The sequence below is a fragment of the Pseudomonas sp. JR33AA genome (genome assembly GCF_021378985.1).
In the GTDB taxonomy this organism is placed as follows: Bacteria; Pseudomonadota; Gammaproteobacteria; order Pseudomonadales; family Pseudomonadaceae; genus Aquipseudomonas; species Aquipseudomonas alloputida.
Genome location: NZ_JAJSAW010000004.1, coordinates 191427 through 209779 on the forward strand (window position 1 = coordinate 191427; position 18353 = coordinate 209779).

23 protein-coding genes are annotated in these 18353 nt (G+C 62.5%); 12 read left to right on the forward strand and 11 right to left on the reverse strand.

The genetic code is table 11. The features are described from left to right. The first annotated feature begins 178 nt into the window (after positions 1-178). Positions 179-1009 carry an undecaprenyl-diphosphate phosphatase gene (locus tag LVS58_RS09015; RefSeq protein WP_233690775.1) on the forward strand — a complete coding sequence of 277 codons (831 nt, stop codon included), beginning with the start codon at positions 179-181 and terminating at the stop codon, positions 1007-1009. Next, entirely contained in the window at positions 1002-1415 is a 414-nt protein-coding gene (locus LVS58_RS09020) for a DUF1294 domain-containing protein (protein ID WP_233690776.1), read from the forward strand. The genes LVS58_RS09015 and LVS58_RS09020 overlap by 8 nt, the downstream gene beginning before the upstream one ends. A 58-nt stretch (positions 1416-1473) precedes the next feature. On the opposite strand, the gene LVS58_RS09025 is transcribed toward LVS58_RS09020, so the two are convergent. Further along, a complete protein-coding gene (locus tag LVS58_RS09025) occupies positions 1474-1833 on the reverse strand; it encodes an MmcQ/YjbR family DNA-binding protein (RefSeq protein WP_233690777.1) in 360 nt (119 codons plus the stop codon). Further along, entirely contained in the window at positions 1826-2728 is a 903-nt protein-coding gene (locus LVS58_RS09030; protein ID WP_233690778.1) for a LysR substrate-binding domain-containing protein, read from the reverse strand. Before LVS58_RS09030 ends, LVS58_RS09025 begins: the two co-directional genes overlap by 8 nt. Positions 2729-2861: 133 nt before the next feature. Between LVS58_RS09030 and LVS58_RS09035 the strand changes: the two genes are divergently transcribed. Then, complete coding sequence (locus LVS58_RS09035) at positions 2862-3473, forward strand: FMN-dependent NADH-azoreductase (RefSeq protein WP_043196405.1); 612 nt, start codon at positions 2862-2864, stop codon at positions 3471-3473. 63 nt (positions 3474-3536) lie between these two features. Here LVS58_RS09035 and LVS58_RS09040 read toward each other — a convergent pair whose 3' ends face one another. Together LVS58_RS09040 and LVS58_RS09045 are read right to left on the reverse strand one after the other, a co-directional pair. Then, positions 3537-4136, reverse strand: coding sequence for a helix-turn-helix domain-containing protein (locus tag LVS58_RS09040; protein ID WP_017147667.1), 600 nt, complete (start codon positions 4134-4136; stop codon positions 3537-3539). 39 nt (positions 4137-4175) lie between these two features. Continuing rightward, complete coding sequence (locus LVS58_RS09045; RefSeq protein WP_233690779.1) at positions 4176-6128, reverse strand: oxidoreductase; 1953 nt, start codon at positions 6126-6128, stop codon at positions 4176-4178. 173 nt (positions 6129-6301) lie between these two features. On the opposite strand from LVS58_RS09045, the gene LVS58_RS09050 reads away from it, so the two are divergent. The 6 genes from LVS58_RS09050 (at position 6302) to LVS58_RS09075 (ending at position 10338) form a co-directional block, all read left to right on the forward strand. Then, on the forward strand, positions 6302-7345 hold the full coding sequence (locus LVS58_RS09050) for an ABC transporter substrate-binding protein (protein ID WP_233690780.1): 1044 nt from the start codon (positions 6302-6304) through the stop codon (positions 7343-7345). Between the two features lie 22 nt (positions 7346-7367). Further along, the gene (locus LVS58_RS09055; protein ID WP_233690781.1) at positions 7368-8123 is read left to right on the forward strand and encodes a class II aldolase/adducin family protein; all 756 of its coding nucleotides are present in this window, start codon (positions 7368-7370) and stop codon (positions 8121-8123) included. Between the two features lie 162 nt (positions 8124-8285). Beyond that, positions 8286-9170: an EamA family transporter gene (locus LVS58_RS09060; RefSeq protein ID WP_003253899.1), complete on the forward strand. Its 885-nt coding sequence runs from the start codon at positions 8286-8288 to the stop codon at positions 9168-9170. A gap of 68 nt (positions 9171-9238) precedes the next feature. After that, positions 9239-9559 (forward strand): YbjQ family protein, encoded by a 321-nt coding sequence (locus LVS58_RS09065; RefSeq protein ID WP_003253898.1) that lies wholly within the window; start codon positions 9239-9241, stop codon positions 9557-9559. A 137-nt stretch (positions 9560-9696) separates the two neighbouring features. After that, positions 9697-9885, forward strand: coding sequence for a hypothetical protein (locus LVS58_RS09070; RefSeq protein WP_003253897.1), 189 nt, complete (start codon positions 9697-9699; stop codon positions 9883-9885). 141 nt (positions 9886-10026) lie between these two features. Next, on the forward strand, positions 10027-10338 hold the full coding sequence (locus tag LVS58_RS09075; RefSeq protein WP_010953779.1) for a hypothetical protein: 312 nt from the start codon (positions 10027-10029) through the stop codon (positions 10336-10338). A 46-nt stretch (positions 10339-10384) separates the two neighbouring features. On the opposite strand, the gene LVS58_RS09080 is transcribed toward LVS58_RS09075, so the two are convergent. Continuing rightward, positions 10385-10717, reverse strand: coding sequence for a hypothetical protein (locus LVS58_RS09080; protein ID WP_003253895.1), 333 nt, complete (start codon positions 10715-10717; stop codon positions 10385-10387). 300 nt (positions 10718-11017) lie between these two features. Continuing rightward, a complete protein-coding gene (ampC, locus tag LVS58_RS09085; protein WP_233690782.1) occupies positions 11018-12160 on the reverse strand; it encodes a class C beta-lactamase in 1143 nt (380 codons plus the stop codon). A gap of 119 nt (positions 12161-12279) precedes the next feature. On the opposite strand from ampC, the gene LVS58_RS09090 reads away from it, so the two are divergent. Then, the gene (locus LVS58_RS09090; RefSeq protein ID WP_442796449.1) at positions 12280-13269 is read left to right on the forward strand and encodes a bile acid:sodium symporter family protein; all 990 of its coding nucleotides are present in this window, start codon (positions 12280-12282) and stop codon (positions 13267-13269) included. Positions 13270-13596: 327 nt separating this feature from the next. Here the strand turns inward: LVS58_RS09090 and LVS58_RS09095 are convergent, their stop codons facing one another. Together LVS58_RS09095 and LVS58_RS09100 are read right to left on the reverse strand one after the other, a co-directional pair. Further along, on the reverse strand, positions 13597-14190 hold the full coding sequence (locus tag LVS58_RS09095; RefSeq protein ID WP_233690783.1) for an eCIS core domain-containing protein: 594 nt from the start codon (positions 14188-14190) through the stop codon (positions 13597-13599). Beyond that, complete coding sequence (locus tag LVS58_RS09100) at positions 14177-14740, reverse strand: TetR/AcrR family transcriptional regulator (RefSeq protein ID WP_233690784.1); 564 nt, start codon at positions 14738-14740, stop codon at positions 14177-14179. Before LVS58_RS09100 ends, LVS58_RS09095 begins: the two co-directional genes overlap by 14 nt. A gap of 89 nt (positions 14741-14829) precedes the next feature. On the opposite strand from LVS58_RS09100, the gene LVS58_RS09105 reads away from it, so the two are divergent. Next, entirely contained in the window at positions 14830-15561 is a 732-nt protein-coding gene (locus LVS58_RS09105; RefSeq protein ID WP_233690785.1) for an SDR family oxidoreductase, read from the forward strand. A gap of 29 nt (positions 15562-15590) precedes the next feature. Next, a complete protein-coding gene (locus LVS58_RS09110) occupies positions 15591-16205 on the forward strand; it encodes a 2-hydroxychromene-2-carboxylate isomerase (RefSeq protein WP_233690786.1) in 615 nt (204 codons plus the stop codon). On the opposite strand, the gene LVS58_RS09115 is transcribed toward LVS58_RS09110, so the two are convergent. The 3 genes from LVS58_RS09115 to LVS58_RS09125 all read right to left on the reverse strand — a co-directional run bounded on the left by LVS58_RS09115 (position 16178) and on the right by LVS58_RS09125 (position 18312). Next, the gene (locus LVS58_RS09115) at positions 16178-16477 is read right to left on the reverse strand and encodes a DUF7693 family protein (RefSeq protein WP_233690787.1); all 300 of its coding nucleotides are present in this window, start codon (positions 16475-16477) and stop codon (positions 16178-16180) included. The two genes, LVS58_RS09110 and LVS58_RS09115, sit on opposite strands and share 28 nt — an antisense overlap. 2 nt (positions 16478-16479) lie before the next feature. After that, positions 16480-17025, reverse strand: coding sequence for a cupin domain-containing protein (locus tag LVS58_RS09120; RefSeq protein ID WP_003248033.1), 546 nt, complete (start codon positions 17023-17025; stop codon positions 16480-16482). Between the two features lie 81 nt (positions 17026-17106). Continuing rightward, positions 17107-18312, reverse strand: coding sequence for an MFS transporter (locus tag LVS58_RS09125; protein ID WP_233690788.1), 1206 nt, complete (start codon positions 18310-18312; stop codon positions 17107-17109). Positions 18313-18353: the final 41 nt, after the last annotated feature.

Below are 18353 nucleotides of genomic sequence, written 5' to 3' on the forward strand. Positions count from 1 at the left end.
GATTGCCAGGGGCTCTATCAGGTTTTCGGCCGCGCAAGATGAAACCTTTAGCAGGGGTGAACTTTTCCACTGGCGTTGCGCCCAACAGTCGCTGTAAAACAGCCGGGCCGTGTAAGGCGATCTCAAGCAAATCAAGAACAAGGGGCCTGCGACAAGCAGAGCTCCATCCGGGGGAATGATGGATTTTTGGACTGCCTTCCAGGCAATCATCTTAGGCGTGGTCGAAGGGCTGACGGAGTTTCTGCCGATCTCCAGTACCGGTCACCAGATTATCGTCGCCGACCTGATCGGTTTTGGCGGCGAACGGGCCATGGCTTTCAACATCATCATTCAGCTGGCGGCGATCCTGGCGGTGGTGTGGGAGTTTCGCAGCAAGATTTTCGAAGTGGTTTTCGGCCTGACCCGTCAGCCCAAGGCGCGCCGCTTCACGGGCAACCTGCTGTTGGCGTTCATGCCGGCGGTGGTACTGGGTGTGCTGTTCGCCGACCTTATTCACGAATACCTGTTCAACCCCGTTACCGTGGCGGCGGCACTGGTGGTGGGTGGCGTCATCATGCTCTGGGCCGAGCGCCGTGAGCACCGCGTGCAGGTGGACCATGTGGACGACATGCGATGGAGCCATGCGCTGAAAATCGGCTTCATCCAATGCCTGGCGATGATCCCGGGCACGTCGCGCTCCGGTTCGACCATTATCGGTGGCCTGCTGTTCGGCCTGTCGCGCAAGGCAGCGACCGAGTTCTCGTTCTTTCTGGCAATGCCGACCATGGTCGGTGCGGCGGTGTATTCGGGCTACAAATACCGTGACTTGTTCCAGCCCGGCGATCTGCCGGTGTTCGCGATCGGCTTCGTGACCTCGTTCATCTTCGCCATGATTGCCGTACGGGCATTGCTCAAGTTCATTGCCAACCATAGCTACGCGGCATTTGCCTGGTATCGCATTGTGTTCGGCCTGTTCATTCTGGCGACCTGGCAGTTTGGTTGGGTCGACTGGTCCACGGCACATGGCTGAGGCGCTGCGTGGGCAACGGGCTGAAGGCGTGCGCAATGTGCGCCTGAAGCTGCTGCTGTTGGGCGTGCTTTGCCTGTTGCCCGGCCTGGGGGCGGCGCGCATGGCCTGGAACGATCAGACCTGGTGGCCGTTGGCGTTGTACCCGGCCATGAGCCTGATCAGCCTGTTGTTGTATTGGCAGGACAAGCAGCAGGCACGTAACCAGGCCTGGCGTACACCCGAGAAAGTGCTGCATGCCAGTGAGTTGCTCGGTGGTTGGCCGGGGGCGCTGTTGGCGCAGCAGCTGTTTCGGCACAAGACCCGCAAGGTTTCGTTCCAGTTGGTGTGCTGGGGGATTGTGCTGCTGCACCAGGTGTTCTGGGCAGACTGGCTGTTTCTTGAAGGGCGTTATCTGCCCCTTGGTTGATGTGCAGTTGTGCCGGCCTGTTCGCGGGTAAAGCCGCGAAAGGGCCGGCACAGGTAGATCACAGGACCAGCCCCACCTGCAACCGCTTGGGCAACCGACGCACGACCAACTGGTGCGACCGCTGCAACACGTCACACAGTTCATCACGCCCCATGGGGTAGGGCGGCGCCATGCTGACCCATCGCGCCCGCGCCAGGTACGGCGCCGGCCGTATCCCGGGGCGATCGCAATACCCCAGAAACAGCGCGTCGGCTACCTTGAACGACAACCCGGCACCCGCCAGGTCGAGCACCGCGAACATCTTGTTTTCTGCCACCGAAAACACGCGGATGCCGCCCCATTTGTAGTCTTCCCGCGCCCCCGGCAGGCTCAGGCAAAATGCTGCCACCTGGGCTTCGTTCATCTTCCGTTCAGACATACCGCTCTCCGCACGCCTCGAATGACGCCGCCAGGTGATCGATCCACACCCGAACCGCAGGCAACAGGCCGCGCCGGTGTGGGTAAACTGCCTGCAGGTAGCCACCCGGTAGCGACCAGTCTGGCAGCAGGCGCACCAGTTCGCCGCGTTCCAGTTCCGCTTCACAGAACATGCTGGGCAGCGCAGTGAACCCCAGGCCGGCCCGTACAGCAGCGTTACGTACTACGAAATCATCGATGGCCAAGCGTGGCTCCAGCGCGATTTCCTGCTGCTTGCCATGTGGGCCGAACAGGCGGAAGTGTACCAGCCGGTCTGCTTCGGCTGCGCCCAGCACTGGCAATGATGCCAACTCGCCCGGTTCGCGAATGTGGTCGGCAAAACCGGGGGCGGCCACCAGTTGCATTTGTGCCTGGCGCAGGCGGCGGGTCACCAGGGCCGGGTCTTCGTCGCCCAGGTCGCGTACGCGCAACGCAACGTCAATGCCTTCGGAAATCAGGTCGACCCGGCGGTTGAGCAATACCATGTCCAGTTGCACCAGCGGGTACTGCTCGAGGAAGCGGCTGATCACATCCGGCAGGAAGGCGTGTGCCAGTGCCACCGGACAGGAAACCCGTAAACGCCCGCGCGGCTCACTGCTCATGCTGGCCACGGTTTCGTCGGCGGCTTCGGCCTCCAGCAGCATGGCCTGACAATGATGCAAGTAACGTTCACCTACTGCGGTCAGCTTGAGTTGCCGTGTGGTGCGCTGCAACAGGCGTGTGCCCAGGCGCTCTTCAAGCTCGGCGATACGCCGCGACAGGCGGGACTTGGGGATACCCAGCTGGCGCCCGGCGGCGGCGAATCCGCCGGCTTCGACAACGCGCGCGAAATAGAAGAGGTCGTTGAGGTCTTGCATGGGAATGTCTCACTGTTCCATCTGTGGGACAAACTAACGCATTTTTGCTTACTTATCAGCTATTGATCACTTCGATAGGATTCTCTCCATCGTGATCGCCCACAGATGCGGTCTTCAATCACAGGAGAGTCCCATGAAACTGTTGCACATCGATTCGAGCATCCTGGGCGACAATTCCGCCTCGCGCCAGTTGAGCCGCGAAGTGGTCGAAGCCTGGAAGGCTGCAGACCCAAGCGTTGAGGTGGTTTATCGCGACCTGGCTGCCGATGCCATTGCCCACTTCTCCGCTGCCACCCTGGTCGCTGCAGGCACCCCTGAAGACGTACGCGACGCGGCCCAGGCTTTCGAAGCCAAGCTGAGCGCCGAGACCCTCGAAGAGTTTCTGGCTGCCGATGCCGTGGTGATTGGCGCGCCAATGTACAATTTCACCGTGCCGACCCAGCTGAAAGCGTGGATTGACCGCGTGGCCGTCGCCGGCAAGACCTTCCGCTATACCGAAGCCGGTCCCGAAGGCCTGTGCGGCAACAAGAAAGTGGTGCTGGTTTCCACCGCGGGTGGCCTGCACGCTGGCCAGCCGACTGGCGCCGGGCATGAGGACTTCCTGAAAGTGTTCCTGGGCTTCATCGGGGTTACCGACCTGGAAATCGTCCGGGCCCACGGCCTGGCCTATGGCCCGGAGCAGCGCAGCCAGGCGATCGATGCTGCACAGGCGCAGATTGCCAACGAGCTGTTCGCTGCTGCCTGATCAAGGGAGCGATTGGTTGCGAGAGTGGCCCTGTCGAGGCATAGGGCCGCTTGCTGGTGTGCTTCAGAATGTAGGCGGCGTGATCACCCAGATCACCACGGCATCCACTTCACCGGGGTTGCCGTAGCGGTGTGGTTCCTGGCTCGAGAAGCTGAAGCTGTCGCCTTCACTCAGCTGGAAATGCCGCTCGCCTACCCACAGCTCAAACGTGCCGCTCAGGAGGTAGCCCGCTTCTTCACCGTCGTGGCTGTAGCTTTGCTGGCTGTAGGTGCCCGGGGGGAAGCGTGAGTGCAGCATCTCCAGCTGGCGGTTGGGCTGGGGGGTGAGCAGTTGATCGACGATGCCGTCTTCGTAATGCACGCTCAGACGGCTGTTGCGCCGCACCACATAGCCTTGGTCTTCGGGCGCGGTGGTGGCTTCGCTGGCGAAGAACCACTGGATGGTCACGCCCAGGCTGCGGGCGATGTTGAACAGCGCCGGGATCGACGGGTAGGAGAGGTTGCGCTCCAGCTGGCTGATGTAGCCTGCGGTCAGTTCACTGTGTGCGGCCAGCTCCGCCAGGGTCATGCCGCGGCGCTTGCGCAGGCCGCGGATGCGGGTGCCGAGGAACTGCGGCGCGGCGCCCCCGGGTTCGCTGGCGGGGGGCTGGGAGGGTTGGCTCATGCGCGTCGGTCCGTCGCAAAAGCCGCAGTATGTACAGCCTCAGAGTGCCCAGGCAACCGTCAGGCCATCGTGAATCGCTTCTTCGGCCGTGCGCGGCGCCAGGCAGTCGCCAATCCGACGTACGTCGACCACACCTGCCAGCTCGGTGGCCAGGCGGTCTTGCGGTTGATGCCCCATGCACAGCACCAGGGTGTCGATGCCTTCGAAGATCATCGGATCACCGCTGGCGGTGTGCTGCAGGTACACCGTGTTGTCGTCGCTGCCATACAGGCGTGCGTATGGGGTGACAGGGATGCCCAGGCGATGCAGCTCGCCGGCCAGTTGGTCACGTACATAAAGCGGCAGGCTCTCGCCGCAATGCGTGCCGTTGACCGCCAACTGGACCTGATGGCCTTCGCGCACCAGGCGTTCGGCGATACCGGGGCCGATCCAGTCACAGCGCCAGTCGATCACCAGCACCGAACGCCCCGGTTTCACCTCATTGCGCAGCACTTGCCAGGCGTCCACTACCTGAAGCTCACCGGTACGCTCGAACGCGGGCCAATAGGGGGTGGCGCCGGTCGCTGCAATGACCAGGTCAGGGCGCTCACGCTCGACCAGCGCGCGGTCCACCCGGGTGTTGCGCACCACTTGTACACCCGCCAGGGCCATTTCCCGTTGCAGGTTGGTGCTGGCACCACCGAACTCGCTGCGCCGTGGCAGTAGCTGGGCCAGCAGCACCTGCCCACCGAGCTGCGGGCCCGCCTCGTACAGGGTGACCTGGTGCCCGCGCGCGGCGGCCACGGCAGCGGCCTTCATGCCGGCAGGGCCGCCGCCGGCGACCATTATGCGCTTGGGCGAGGAAGTGGGCGTGCGGTGCCCGTACTGCAACTCACGCCCGGTTTCCGGGCGCTGGATGCAGGAAATGGGCAAGCCACGATGGAAATGGCCGATGCATGCCTGGTTGCAGGCGATGCAGGCGCGCACGTCTTCGACCTGGCCGTGTTCGGTCTTGCTCGGCATCGACGGATCGCAGATCAGCGCCCGGGTCATGCCGCACACATCAGCCTGGCCGCGGGCCAGGATCAGCTCGGCTTCCTGGGGCTGGTTGATGCGTCCGGTGACGAACAGGGGGATAGCCAGCTGTTGCTTGAAGGTACCCGCCTCGCGGGCCAGGTACGCCGGTTCGATGGCCATCGGTGGCACGATATGCACCGCGCCACCCAGCGAGGCCGAGGTACCGGCGACGATATGCAGGTAGTCGAGCTGGCCCTGCAAGGCCACGGCAGCAGCCAGTGACTCGTCTTCACTCAGGCCCTGGCTGTCGCGCTCGTCAGCGCTGATGCGCAGGCCAATGATGAACTGCTCATCGGTGGCGGCGCGCACCGCGGCCAGCACTTCGCGCAAGAACCTCAGGCGCTGATCCAGGTCGCCGTTGTAGCCATCACTGCGCACGTTCACCCGCGGGTTGAGAAACTGCGCGGGCAGGTAGCCATGGCTGGCGACCACCTCGACGCCATCCAGGCCGGCCTGGTGCAGGCGGCGGGCGGCGCCGGCATAGCCTTGGACGATTTCGTCGATCATTGCCTGGTCCAGCGCCCGGGGCATCACCCGGAAGCGCTCATTGGGCACCGCAGAGGCCGAGTAGGCGACCGCCAACAGGCCGTCTGCCGACTCCATGATCTCTCTTCCGGGGTGAAACAGTTGCGACAGCACCACGGTGCCGTGCGCGTGGCAGGCCTCGGCAAGCTGGCGGTAGCCGTCGATGCAGGCATCGTCAGTGGCCATCAGCACATGCGACGTGTAGCGGGCACTGTCGTGCACCCCGGCGACCTGCAGCACGATCAGGCCGACGCCGCCAGCAGCGCGGTCGCGCTGGTAGGCGATCAGTTTGTCGTTGACCAGGTTGTCGGTGGGCAGGCAGGTGTCGTGCCCGGTGGACATGATGCGGTTTTTCAAACGTTTGCCGCGGATCTGCAAGGGCTCGAACAGGTGTGGGAAGGCGGTCTGCATACAGGCGGCTCCGGTACGTTGTTGTTATTTTCCTATCAAAGTGTAGCCATAGTAAAAAATCAACTTGTTTTTTTACTGATGCCTGTCTAGGTTTTCCTCACTCGCAGGACGAGGGTGTGACCTCACAACAACAAGAAAACGGGCCCGTCGGGCACCGGCAGGAGGAAACTACGATGCAGCTATTTCCACGTTTGACTGGCCTTTGTACCGCCTTGATGGCCCTTGGCCTGGGCACAGCGCAAGCTGCGCCGCAAATGGTCGTGGTCGGTTATGGCGGCGCGGGCCAGAAGGCCCAGGATGAGGCGATCTTCAAGCCCTTCAGCGCCCAGGACGGCAGCCAACTGATCCAGAGTGAATACAACGGCGAAATGGCACGAATCCAGGTCATGGCTGACACCGGCAACGTCGATTGGGACGTGGTGCAGATCGAAGGGCCTGACTTGATGCGCGGCTGCGACGAGGGGATATACGAGCACCTGGACTGGCAGCGTCTCGGCCATGCAGCCGAACTGATCCCGGCAGCCGCACAGGATTGTGGGTCGGCCGCGCTGGTCTGGAGCGTGGCCATTGCCTACGACCGCAGCAAGCTGGCCCAGGCACCGGCCTCGTGGGCCGACTTCTGGGACGTCGACAAGTACCCTGGCAAGCGCGGCCTGCGCAAGCGTGCGGTGTACAACCTGGAATTCGCACTGTTGGCTGACGGGGTCAAGGTCGAGGACGTTTACCGGGTATTGTCCACCCCGGCAGGCGTCGACCGGGCCTTCGCCAAACTCAGCGAACTCAAACCCCATATCCAGTGGTGGGACGCCGGCGCTCAACCTGCGCAATGGCTGGCAGCCGGTGACGTGGTCATGACCTCCACCTACAGCGGACGAATTGCGGTGGCGGCGCAACAGGGCAGCCCGTTGGCCGTGGTATGGCCTGGCAGCCTGTACGGTATGGACTATTGGGCGATCATCAAAGGCTCGCGGCATGTCGACCAGGCCAAGCGGCTGATTGCCTATGCCAATCAACCGGATACCCAGGTGCGGTATGTACAACAGATCCCCTACGGACCGACCAATACCCAGGCCGCGGCCAGGCTTGACCCGTCCCTGGCGAACTGGGTACCCACTTCGCCCCAGAACCTGCAAGGGGCGCTGGCCATGAACGTGGAATTCTGGGTCGATCATGGCGAAGAACTGGAGCAACGCTTCAATGCCTGGGCCAGCAAATAGCGTTCAGTAAAGGGGCAACAAGATGACTGCAACGGAACTGAGCCTGCGTCGGGAGCTGGCTGCCTGCTACCGGTTGATCGCGCATTTTCGCATGAGCGATCTCATCTTCACGCATATCTCCCTGCGCCTGCCTGGGCCGGAGCATCACTTCCTGATCAACCCGTATGGCCTGCTGTTCGACGAGATCACTGCTTCCAGCCTGGTGAAGATCGACCTGCAGGGACGGCCGGTAGAGGCAGCGCCTCACCCGGTCAACCCGGCCGGTTTCGTCATTCACAGTGCCATCCACACCGCCCGCGAGGATGCCCAGTGCGTGCTGCACACCCACACCCGCGCAGGTTGCGCGGTGGCCGCACTGGAATGTGGCCTGCTGCCGGTCAACCAGATGTCCATGGAGTTTTACGGCAATGTGGCTTACCACGCCTACGAGGGCGTTGCCCTGGACATGGATGAACAGCAACGGCTGGTGGCCGACCTGGGCAACAAGCCGGTGATGATACTGCGCAACCATGGGCTGTTGACCACGGGGCGCAGTGTGGCGGAAGCCTTCCTGCGCATGTACTACCTGGAGAGGGCTTGCGAGATCCAGCTGGCGGCTCAGAGTGCTGGGCAATTGATACTGCCATCGACCGAAGTGTGCAGGCATACCGAACAGCAGTTCAATGCGCCGGGGAGGGGGTTGAAGCAGGGGGAACTGACCGACCCGGATGCGCTGCAATTGGCGTGGGCGGCGTTGTTGCGAATGCTGGAAAAGGTGGCGCCTGGTTATCAGGATTGAACCTCTACTTGCTGATCAAGCAACGTAGATGTCCGGTCCGGCAGCGGCGGACGAAACAGACACTGTAGTGCAACCATTGGTTTCAACTGTGCGGGTCCCTTCTCAAGGAATACCGTTATGCTGTAACGAAATATGTCTAAAAGCCTGCAGAAGGAAGTCGCAATGCCACTCAAGGACCTGCTTATCGCCCTGGTGGTGATTGTTGCCTGGGGCGTCAACTTTGTGGTTATCAAGGTTGGCCTCGACGGGCTGCCACCGATGTTGCTGGGGGCATTGCGTTTCTTGCTGGTGGCGTTCCCGGCCATCTTGCTGGTCAGGCGGCCCAAACTGCCGTGGCGCTGGCTGATCGCTTACGGTGCGACCATTTCACTGGGCCAGTTCGCGTTCCTGTTTCAGGCCATGTACAGCGGCATGCCGCCAGGGTTGGCTTCGTTGATCCTGCAGTCGCAAGCCTTTTTCACCCTCGGTTTCGCTGCATTGTTTCTCGGTGAGCGGTTGCGCCTTGCAAGCGTGCTGGGGCTGCTGGTGGCGGCCGGCGGCCTGGCACTGATCGGCAGCGAAGACGGCGGCCATGTGCCCATGTTGGCGCTGGTGCTGACACTGTGTGGCGGTGCAATGTGGGGCCTGGGCAACATCATTACCCGACGGTTTGGCTCGGTTGACCTCGTAGCGCTGGTGATCTGGGGTGGGCTGATACCGCCACTGCCATTCCTGGCACTGTCCTGGTGGCTGGAAGGCCCCGAGCGCATAGGCCATGCGTTGGCCAACATCAGTTGGAGTTCGGTGCTGGCCCTGGCGTATCTGGCCTTTGTGGCGACCATGCTCGGCTACAGCCTGTGGAGCAAGTTGCTGTCGCGTCACCCGGCAGGCAAGGTGGCGCCGTTCTCGTTGCTGGTACCGGTGATTGGCCTGAGTTCGTCGGCTTTGCTGCTGGGAGAGCGCCTGACCGCTACGCAGGGCTGGGGCGCATTGCTGGTGATGGCCGGCCTGCTGGTGAATGTTTTCGGGGCGCGAATCGGTCAGCGTTTGCGGGCTGCCAACGCATAAAGCGCGCCAATCTGAAGACCTGCGCTCTGTTAGAATCGGCCTTTTTGCCAGGCCAATGGAGCGCACCCATGATCATTTCCACCACCAGCCAGCTCGAAGGTCGCCCGATTGCCGAGTACCTGGGCGTAGTCAGTTCCGAATCGGTGCAGGGCATCAACTTCGTGCGCGATTTCTTTACACGGTTTCGCGACTTCTTCGGTGGCCGTTCGCAAACCCTGGAAAGCGCGCTGCGCGAGGCCCGGGAGCAGGCCACTGAAGAACTCAAGGCCCGGGCACGACAGTTGCAGGCTGATGCGGTAGTGGGGGTGGATTTTGAAATCAGCATGCCGTCGGTACAGGGCGGCATGGTTGTGGTATTTGCCACCGGCACGGCAGTACGCCTGAAGTAGCCTTCTGCCATTGGTCGGCTGCAAAGGTTCTTGTCCGGTCGGTCTGCAAATGACCAGCTAGTCTCACTTTCACAGGCCGCGTTTCCTGGGCAACTTGTCTGGTTGCCGACGCGACCGCCACTGGAGGGAGACTGGGCATGAGCGAATCCTTTTTCGAAGACCTGAACGACGCGTTCCCGATCAACAGCCAGGTGCGTTGCGGCCAGGCGGCATTTCGCCTGGGTTTCGCCCACATGACACTGGATGATTCCGAACAGCTCCAGCCTGCACATCTGCAGCGCAGCAAAAAAGGCCGCTTCATGCCGCGGGTACCGCTCAAGAAGTGATCCCGCGCCCGTACACGCCCCGCCCAACGGCGGGTTTTTTATTGACATTCGTTGATCCGCCTCATGGTATTGCCCGGTAGCGCTCGCCGGATGGCCCGGCCTGTGGTTTTCTGACGCGGCATTCCAGCAACGGAGGATTGAATGCTCATGCGAGTCAGGGAAGAAACCTATTGGCAGTGGGCCGACGCACAGTTGCACAGCCGCTGCCACGACGAAGCGCTCAGCGACGGCACCACACTGGACGTGCAGGTGCGCTTGTCGCGCCTGGGGGCGACGCAGCTGTTTCTGGGGTTGTACGCCGGGGATGGGCGGGCGTTGCTGGAAGAGTATTACCCTGCGCTGCCGGGCGAGACCATGACCCGTGCGCTGGTGTGGGGTGTCGACCGCGCCCGGGCGATGGCAACGGGCGCCTTGCCTCTGCCGGAAACACGCCTGCAGCGGCGTCAGGCATGAAAAAGCCCGGCCTATGCGGGACGGGCTCTGATAAGGGTGCGAACCCTCAATTTAGCGGTTCGATCACCTTGACTGCCTGCTGCTCACGGGCAGCGGGCCATTCTTGTTGCAGGGTCTGCAGCACGCGGCCAACGAATTCGGTGTCGGCGGCGGCTTTCTTGCCGACGTAGCCTTGGCCACGGCGGTAGACCTTGAAGCGGGCACGCATGCTGGGCAGGTGCTCTTCAAATTCATCTTCGACGGTGTTCGGTGGCAGGCGGTCGAGGCGCACTTCACCGGTTTGGCTAACCCACAGCAGATGGTCGTCAAGGCTGTCCTTGCGCACGGCAAACAGCTGGGCCAATTGGTCGATAGTCGGATTGTTGTTCAAGTTCATCATAAAGCCCCCATTACCCATTCATAGGTGATTTTCACAGTTGGCGCTATCACGGTGTAGCGCACTACCAAGGCTGCTACAGCAGCATCGCAACAGGGGCTTTCTCACGCTGCCTTTTGGACAGTTTCCCTCTCCACGGACGGCCTGCGTTACCGCGCAGGCCGTCTGGAACACCCTTGCCACCGCTCCCGATCGGGGAGACGGCTTCATCATGCCCAAGCGTGATGAACGGCGTCAACCATTTTGTAGTGAATATTTTTGCTCACTACATTCTGTCGTTTTGTCCGACAATCAAAGCTTGCGTTATAAGCCGGAAAGGATGTCGAAGGCGGCTTGTACCCGCGCTTGGTTGGGGTAATTCCGATTGGCCAGTAGTACGACTGCCAGCTGTTCTGCCGGCACGAACGCGGCGTACGCGCCGAAGCCGTTGGTGGCGCCGGTCTTGTTGTACCAGGCTGCTGATAGCGCGGGCAGGGCCGGCTGCAAGCGAGTGGTGGCCTGCGGTTCGCGGATCAGCCGTGGGCTGTTGCCATCGATCAGTGTGCTCAGCGTGACCGGGTAGGGGTAGCGTTCCCAGCCCAGGCCTTGCGTCATGGCGCCAACCTGGAAATAGCCCTGCTGGGTAATGGCGGTGGCTTTCACCAGGGCCGGTGGCAAGCCCTGCGGCTGCATGTGCAACCGCACGTAGCGCAGCAGGTCGCTGGCGCTGGTTTTGATGCCGTAGGCCTCATCGGCGTAGGGGCCGGGCCCTACACGCACCGGCTTGTCGTCGGCGTCATACCCTTGGGCATAAAGCCCCTGGGCGCTGGCCGGAACCTGAAGGTAGGTATTTTTCAGGCCCATCTTCGTCAGCAGGCCCTCACTCATCAGCGTGGAAAACGCTTGATGCTGCGCACGGGCGGCCAGGTCACCGAACAAGCCCAGGCTGGGGTTGGAGTAGCAGCGCTGGGTGCCGGGCTTGGCGCGAGGTTGCCAGTGGCGGAAGAAATCGACTACCTGCTGCGGTGTTTGCACAGTATCGGGGAACTGCAGTGGCAGGCAGTCGGCGCTATAGGCGCCCAGTTCAAGCACAGTCGCGTCGCCGATGGGGACGCCGGCCAGTGCCGGATGATAGCGCTTGGCCGGGGCCTCGAGATCAAGCTTGCCCTCTGCGGTGGCCAGCGCGGCCAGGGTGGCAGTGTAGGTCTTGCTTAGCGATCCGATTTCGAACAGCGTATCGCGGCTGACCGGTACGTTGTCGGCCTTGCTGGCCACGCCGTAGCTGAAGTAATGCGCGTGGTCGCGTGCATAGATGGCCACAGCCATGCCGGTAATGCCTTGCTCCTGCATGAGCGGGCGGATGATCTGGTCTACCTTGGCCTGTAACCGGTCGTCGGCCTGGGCGCTGGCATGGCCCAAGGCAAGGGTGATGGCGGCTGCAAGTGCAGCCAGACGTGGGCGAAGCATGGCGAGTCCTTTTTGTGGAACGTGTCCGTTGAGCGATACCGCTCGGGGTTCCGGCGTTAGTGATGGAGAGCCAAAGACCTTATCGTCTGCCCAGCAACCCTGACAAGATGGATACAGTGATGAAGTATTTGCGCATGTTATTTGACAATTTCACCTTGGCCTTGCTCGGTGTGGTGCTCATCGCCACCGTGCTGCCTTGCTCGGGCGATGGCGCGGTGTATTTCGGCTGGATGACCAACCTGGCCATCGGCCTGTTGTTCTTCCTGCACGGCGCCAAACTGTCGCGTGAAGCCATCATTGCCGGTGCCGGGCATTGGCGCCTGCACCTGCTGGTGTTCTCCTGCACTTTCGCATTGTTCCCGCTGCTGGGGCTGGCGTTCAAACCACTGTTCGTACCGTTGGTGGGTAACGAGCTTTACCTGGGTGTCCTGTACCTGTGTGCTTTGCCTGCGACTGTGCAGTCGGCCATTGCCTTCACTTCGCTGGCCCGCGGTAACGTGCCAGCGGCCATTTGCAGCGCGGCGGCCTCCAGCCTGCTGGGTATCTTCCTCACACCGTTGCTGGTGATGTTGCTGCTGGGTGCCAGTGGTGATACAGGTTCCGGACTGGATGCGGTGTTGAAGATTACTTTGCAGCTGCTGGTGCCGTTCGTTGCCGGGCAGATCGCGCGGCGCTGGATCGGTGCCTGGGTCAAGCGCAATGCGCGCTGGCTCAAGGTGGTGGACCAGGGTTCGATCCTGCTGGTGGTGTACACCGCCTTCAGTGAGGCCGTGGTTACCGGGCTGTGGCACACCGTATCGCCGCAGCACCTGGCTGGCTTGTTCGTAGTGTGCGGGATCCTGCTGGCGGTGGTGCTGTTCGGCACCCGCTTGCTTGGCAAGGCGCTGGGCTTCGACCTTGAGGATCGCATCACCATTCTGTTTGCCGGCTCCAAGAAAAGCCTGGCTACGGGTGTGCCCATGGCCCAGGTGTTGTTCGTGGGCAGTGGCATTGGCGCGATGATCTTGCCGCTGATGCTGTTCCACCAGATACAGCTGATGGTGTGTGCTGTGCTGGCGCAGCGTTATGCAAGCCGTGAGCAGGAGGTGGAGGCTTCTGCGGTGCCTTGAGCCCCTTTGTGTTCCTATGTAGATGTACTGTTGGCGGTCAAGCTTTTCTGCGGTGCTCAGAGCTGAAAAGCCTGCTGGCCAATTCCCACCCGTCGTTCACCGTTTCCGCCGCTACCGTATCCGCGGGTAAACCCGCTCCTACACAGATCGGGGGTGGACACACATCGGGGGTTGGACCCAGGCCGCTGTAGGAGCGGGTTCACCCGCGAAAGGGCCGGCCCTGCGGGCCAATTCCCACCCGTCGTTCACCGTTGGTGCCGCTATTGCATTCGTGGGTAAATGAATTTTGCGCCTGGCAAGACATGCGCTGGAGCGCGATGGCAGCGATCAGCGGGCCAGGCCTGAACGACGCTCGCGCAGCGCCTTGTCGACTTCGGCCTCGATCTTGTAGGCCGGCCCCTCCAGGTCGTCGAAGTTGCGCGTATAGCGTCGGGCAAATTCCTCCACGCCCAGTTCCTGATACTGCTGCACATGCTTGAGCTCGTGCGCCCACAAGGCCACGTTGTCCTCGGCATCGCCGGCTCGGCGGAAAATGATCGTGTCGATCAGTGTAACGGCGTTCACGTCGGGGTTCTGCAATAGCGCATTGGCTGCGCTCATTTGTTGCTCATCCCCCACCCGGAAGCGCGCCGCGTCGAGCACGGCAAAGTCATACCAAGGTTCCAGCTGCGCCCGAATATGCAACGGAATAGGCTGCACGCCACTGGCCGTGGCTTCGTCGCGGGCCTGGCGCAAGGCGTAGGTCAGGCTGGACGAGGCCATGACCTCCACATCCTTGAGGATCTGCCCGGCCTGGCCTGGGTCGATCGGGGCGCAGAAGCAGCCCATCAGGCACACCTGATACTGACCAGGCGGGCAGGCCTGTTCGGCAAGCGCTGGCAGGGCCAGTAGCAAACCCAGCAGGGCACTAATCCGCCTCATGCAGGGCCTGTTCGACAAACTGGCGGCTGGCGCCCAGTACCTGCGCTTGCACGCTTTCACTGGCCAGCATGCGCCCGACCAACAATGCCCCTACACACTGGCTTATCAGCACCCAGGCCAGATGCTCATCCTCCAGGGTTGTGCTCCAGGCCTGGTGCAGTTCTACCAGCCAGTGCTCAACCCCTTCACGCACCGGGGTGTCGGCCCGGGCGATTTCCACACCCAGCGGCGGCAACGGGCACCCACCTTCGGCGTTGTGCAGGTGGGCCAGGCTCAGGTACTGCTGCAGGCAGCGGCCCAGGCGTTCGCGGTTGGCGCCCTGGCAGGCCAGGCGTGCCAGAGGGCTGTTGCTCAGCTCCCGGCGTACCACCTCGGTAAACAGGTCGTCCTTGGACGGGAAGTGGTTGTAGAAGGCACCGCCGGTCAGCCCGATCGCTTTCATCAACCCGGCCACGCCGGTGCTGGCAAAACCCCCGCGTTTGGCCAGCGCGCCGCTGCTGGCCAGCAACCGTTCGCGGGTTTGCTGTTTGTGTTCGTTGGAATAGCGCATTCACATGCCTCGGCAGACAGGCTTGACGATGACCGCGATCATAACATAGCGTTCATTTACTAAACGATCATTTACCCATGGAGGCAGGCATGTCAGAACAACAAAAAGTCGTGCTGGTGATCGGGGCGGGCGACGCCACGGGGGGCGAGATCGCCAAGCGCTTCGCGCGGGAGGGCTATGTTGCCTGCGTAACCCGTCGCCAGGCCGACAAACTGCAGCCGCTGCTGGAGGAAATACACGCTGCTGGCGGCCAGGCCTACGGTTTTGGCTCTGATGCGCGCAAGGAGGAGGAGGTGACGGCGCTGGTCGAGACAATCGAGCGTGATATCGGTCCGATCGAGGCATTTGTCTTCAATATCGGTGCGAATGTGCCGTGCAGCATTCTCGAGGAAACCCCACGCAAGTACTTCAAGATCTGGGAAATGGCTTGCTTTGCCGGTTTCCTTACCGCACAGGCGGTGGCCCGGCGCATGGTTCAGCGCGAGCGCGGCACCCTGCTGTTCACCGGGGCTACAGCCGGAACCCGCGGCGCAGCCGGTTTTGCTGCCTTCGCCGGGGCCAAGCATGGCTTGCGTGCCCTGGCTCAGAGCATGGCGCGCGAGTTGGGGCCACGCAACATCCATGTCGCCCATGTGGTGGTGGACGGTGCCATCGACACGGCTTTCATCCGCGACAATTTCCCCGAGCGCTATGGCCTCAAGGACCAGGAGGGCATCCTTGACCCGGCGCACATTGCCGACAGTTACTGGTTCCTGCACGCCCAGCCTCGCGACGCCTGGACGTTCGAGCTAGACCTGCGCCCCTGGATGGAACGCTGGTAAACCCCCGTTAACACGCAAGGACCGTCACCATGCACACGTCTGTCGATTTCTATTTTGACCTGGGCAGCCCGGCCAGTTACCTGGCCTGGACCCAACTGCCGAACCTGTGTGCCCGCCACGGCGCTACGCTGCGCTACCGGCCGATGCTGCTAGGCGGGGTTTTCCAGGCTACCGGCAATGCTTCGCCGGCCATGATCCCGGCCAAAGGGCGCTACATGTTCACCGACCTGGCACGCTTTGCCGAACGCTACGGTGTGCCATTCGGGATGCCGCCGGGCTTTCCGGTCAATACCCTGACTTTGATGCGCGGCGTCACAGGTACCCAGTTGCGTTCACCGGATCGCTTCGAGGCATTGCTATCGGTGTTGTTCACTGGGCTGTGGGTACAGCGCCGCAACCTGAGCGACAGCGCTGTGCTGAATGAAACACTCGCGCAGGCAGGCTTCGACCCGCAGGTTTTTCATGCCCTGGCCGCTGAAAGTGAAGTAAAAGCAGCGCTAAAGCAGGCGACCGAGGCCGCTGTGGCGCGCGGGGTGTTTGGCGCGCCCACCTGTTTTGTCGGTGATGGCATGTTCTTCGGCCAGGACCGCCTGGACTTTGTCGAGGAGGCGCTGCGTCAGGGGGCCAGCAACCTCTCCAGCTGAGTGCGCTCCCACAGGCTGAGCAGGTCGGTGGGGTTGGTGCCATAGCGCTGCCAATGCTCGAGACCAGCCTGTTTGCCGCCGGGGGCTTGGCAATGAACACAATGCGCCAAGCCTTCAGTGTCCAGGGCCAACGTCAGTTGCCAGCCCTGGATACCGACATCAACCAAGCCGCCCTCGCGGCGTGCGACCACCTCAAGGTGATGCACGCCAAGGGCAACATTGCGCAGGCACTGATAGACATCCCGGGCGCTCAGTGAACCTCTGTGTGTCAAGATCAGAAATTCGCCGGCGTGTTGGCGCTGATGATCTCGGCCTCATCCGGGCCGATGTTCTTGAAGCTGTGCGGCAGGGTCGTGGGGATGTAGTAGCCGTCGCCCGAATTGAGGACGCTGACCTGGCCGTCGACCCACAGCTCGACGGTGCCACGGGTGACCAACCCGCATTCTTCGCCTTCTGCGTGCACGATTGGCTCGCCAGAGTCGGCGCCGGGTGCGTACAGCTCACGCAGCATGCGCATTTGTCGGCCTTCGACGCTGGCGCCGACCAGCAGCATGCGCAGGCCATTGCGGCCCAGGTCGGGTTGTTCGCCACCACGGAATACGTAGCGTTCCTCACGCACCGGCTCGTCGAAGCTGAAAAACTCCGCCAGGCTCATGGGAATGCCCTCGAGCAGTTTTTTCAGGGAGCTGACCGAAGGGCTGACGCGATTCTGCTCGATCTGCGAGATCGTCGAATTGGTCAGCCCGCTGCGGCGGGCCAGTTCCCGTTGGGAGAGGTTGTTGCGTTCACGCACCAGTTTGAGTCGCGTCCCCGTGTCCATAGCCGCCTTGTAATCAGAGGTGTCAATAATAATGAGCGATGCGCATTAAAACACACTCTGCGCCCTTGCGCGCTGTGCTTGTCAAACCCGCTGCTCACGGGGCATTGGCCACAACCCGACCAGCAGCAACAGCACGGCCACGGCGAGGAATGGCAAGCGCGGATCAAGGGCATACACCAAGGTACCGGCCAGCGGCCCGATCACCGCGCCCATGCCCTGGGCGGCGCCAATGGAACCGGCCGTGGCACCTTGCTCTGAGGCCTGCATGGCATTGGCCGCCAGCGCTGAAAACGCCGGAAACACGAAGCCCATGCCCGCCGCCGCAACAAAATAGCACGCCCACAGCCAGGGGGCCGTGGTGGCCAGCGAGCCACAGGCAAAGCCCAGTGCCGATACCGTGGCACCTACCCGGATCATCTTCAGCGGTGGCCACTCCAGCTGGCGCAGTATCACCTGGGCCAGTATCAGTGCCACACCCACGGTGGTCAGGGCGATGCCAGCCGCCTGGGCCGCTTCGGCAGGGCCCAGATGCAAGCGGTCAAGGGCAAAGAAACCGACGATGATCTGCGACACGGTCACGCTGAGCATGGCGCTGAATGCCACCAGCAGCGGCCGGCGCAGGCGCGGGTCGTTCAGCCGCACCGGGCTGGGGGCGTGACTGTGCGGCAGCGCCTGTGGTTTGAGGGTGAACAACAGCACGAGGAAGGCAATGGCCGGCAGCAGCGACATGATGTGGAACGGCAGGCTCAGGCTGTGCCGCGCCAGCAGTGCAGCCAGCGCCGGCCCGACCACCAGACCGACGGCGTTGGCTGCCCCCAGTGCGGCCATGGCCCGCGCCCGGTGTTGCGGCTCGACATGGTCGGCGATCAGCGCATTGCAGCCTACCGGGATGGCGGCATAAAAGGCGCCGATGCAACCGCGCGCGATCATCAGGCCGATGAACGCCAAGGTTGCCCCCGGCAGCCAGCGCAGTGCGCCTTCGACGAACAGGCACAGCAGCCAGTAGGCCAGGGTAAAGCCGGCGCTGCCCAACAGCAGGATGCGCCGGCGGCCCAGGCGGTCTGCCGCGCGGCCCCAGGGCCGCGCCAGCAGCACCCAGACCACGCCAGCCACGGTCACAGCGGCGCCGGCTTGCCAGGTGGCCATGCCAAGCTGGCGGGCTATCGGGCCGATCAGGGCGACGAAGGCCATCATCGACATGGTGCAGGCCATGTTGGCCAGCAGCAGCGGGCGCAAGTTCAGGGTGCTGGCAGGCAGAAGGGTTGCAGGGTCCTTTGCGACGTTCATGGGCAGTCCAGGGCAGAGTGGCAAACAAACCGATAATATTA

Bases quoted from the DNA above. Each gene is read 5' to 3' on its own strand.
- LVS58_RS09015 (WP_233690775.1), top strand. From the start codon at position 179: ATGGATTTTTGGACTGCCTTCCAGGCAATCATCTTAGGCGTGGTCGAA.
- LVS58_RS09020 (WP_233690776.1), top strand. From the start codon at position 1,002: ATGGCTGAGGCGCTGCGTGGGCAACGGGCTGAAGGCGTGCGCAATGTG.
- LVS58_RS09025 (WP_233690777.1), bottom strand. From the start codon at position 1,833: ATGTCTGAACGGAAGATGAACGAAGCCCAGGTGGCAGCATTTTGCCTG.
- LVS58_RS09030 (WP_233690778.1), bottom strand. From the start codon at position 2,728: ATGCAAGACCTCAACGACCTCTTCTATTTCGCGCGCGTTGTCGAAGCC.
- LVS58_RS09035 (WP_043196405.1), top strand. From the start codon at position 2,862: ATGAAACTGTTGCACATCGATTCGAGCATCCTGGGCGACAATTCCGCC.
- LVS58_RS09040 (WP_017147667.1), bottom strand. From the start codon at position 4,136: ATGAGCCAACCCTCCCAGCCCCCCGCCAGCGAACCCGGGGGCGCCGCG.
- LVS58_RS09045 (WP_233690779.1), bottom strand. From the start codon at position 6,128: ATGCAGACCGCCTTCCCACACCTGTTCGAGCCCTTGCAGATCCGCGGC.
- LVS58_RS09050 (WP_233690780.1), top strand. From the start codon at position 6,302: ATGCAGCTATTTCCACGTTTGACTGGCCTTTGTACCGCCTTGATGGCC.
- LVS58_RS09055 (WP_233690781.1), top strand. From the start codon at position 7,368: ATGACTGCAACGGAACTGAGCCTGCGTCGGGAGCTGGCTGCCTGCTAC.
- LVS58_RS09060 (WP_003253899.1), top strand. From the start codon at position 8,286: ATGCCACTCAAGGACCTGCTTATCGCCCTGGTGGTGATTGTTGCCTGG.
- LVS58_RS09065 (WP_003253898.1), top strand. From the start codon at position 9,239: ATGATCATTTCCACCACCAGCCAGCTCGAAGGTCGCCCGATTGCCGAG.
- LVS58_RS09070 (WP_003253897.1), top strand. From the start codon at position 9,697: ATGAGCGAATCCTTTTTCGAAGACCTGAACGACGCGTTCCCGATCAAC.
- LVS58_RS09075 (WP_010953779.1), top strand. From the start codon at position 10,027: ATGCTCATGCGAGTCAGGGAAGAAACCTATTGGCAGTGGGCCGACGCA.
- LVS58_RS09080 (WP_003253895.1), bottom strand. From the start codon at position 10,717: ATGATGAACTTGAACAACAATCCGACTATCGACCAATTGGCCCAGCTG.
- ampC (WP_233690782.1), bottom strand. From the start codon at position 12,160: ATGCTTCGCCCACGTCTGGCTGCACTTGCAGCCGCCATCACCCTTGCC.
- LVS58_RS09090 (WP_442796449.1), top strand. From the start codon at position 12,280: ATGAAGTATTTGCGCATGTTATTTGACAATTTCACCTTGGCCTTGCTC.
- LVS58_RS09095 (WP_233690783.1), bottom strand. From the start codon at position 14,190: ATGAGGCGGATTAGTGCCCTGCTGGGTTTGCTACTGGCCCTGCCAGCG.
- LVS58_RS09100 (WP_233690784.1), bottom strand. From the start codon at position 14,740: ATGCGCTATTCCAACGAACACAAACAGCAAACCCGCGAACGGTTGCTG.
- LVS58_RS09105 (WP_233690785.1), top strand. From the start codon at position 14,830: ATGTCAGAACAACAAAAAGTCGTGCTGGTGATCGGGGCGGGCGACGCC.
- LVS58_RS09110 (WP_233690786.1), top strand. From the start codon at position 15,591: ATGCACACGTCTGTCGATTTCTATTTTGACCTGGGCAGCCCGGCCAGT.
- LVS58_RS09120 (WP_003248033.1), bottom strand. From the start codon at position 17,025: ATGGACACGGGGACGCGACTCAAACTGGTGCGTGAACGCAACAACCTC.
- LVS58_RS09125 (WP_233690788.1), bottom strand. From the start codon at position 18,312: ATGAACGTCGCAAAGGACCCTGCAACCCTTCTGCCTGCCAGCACCCTG.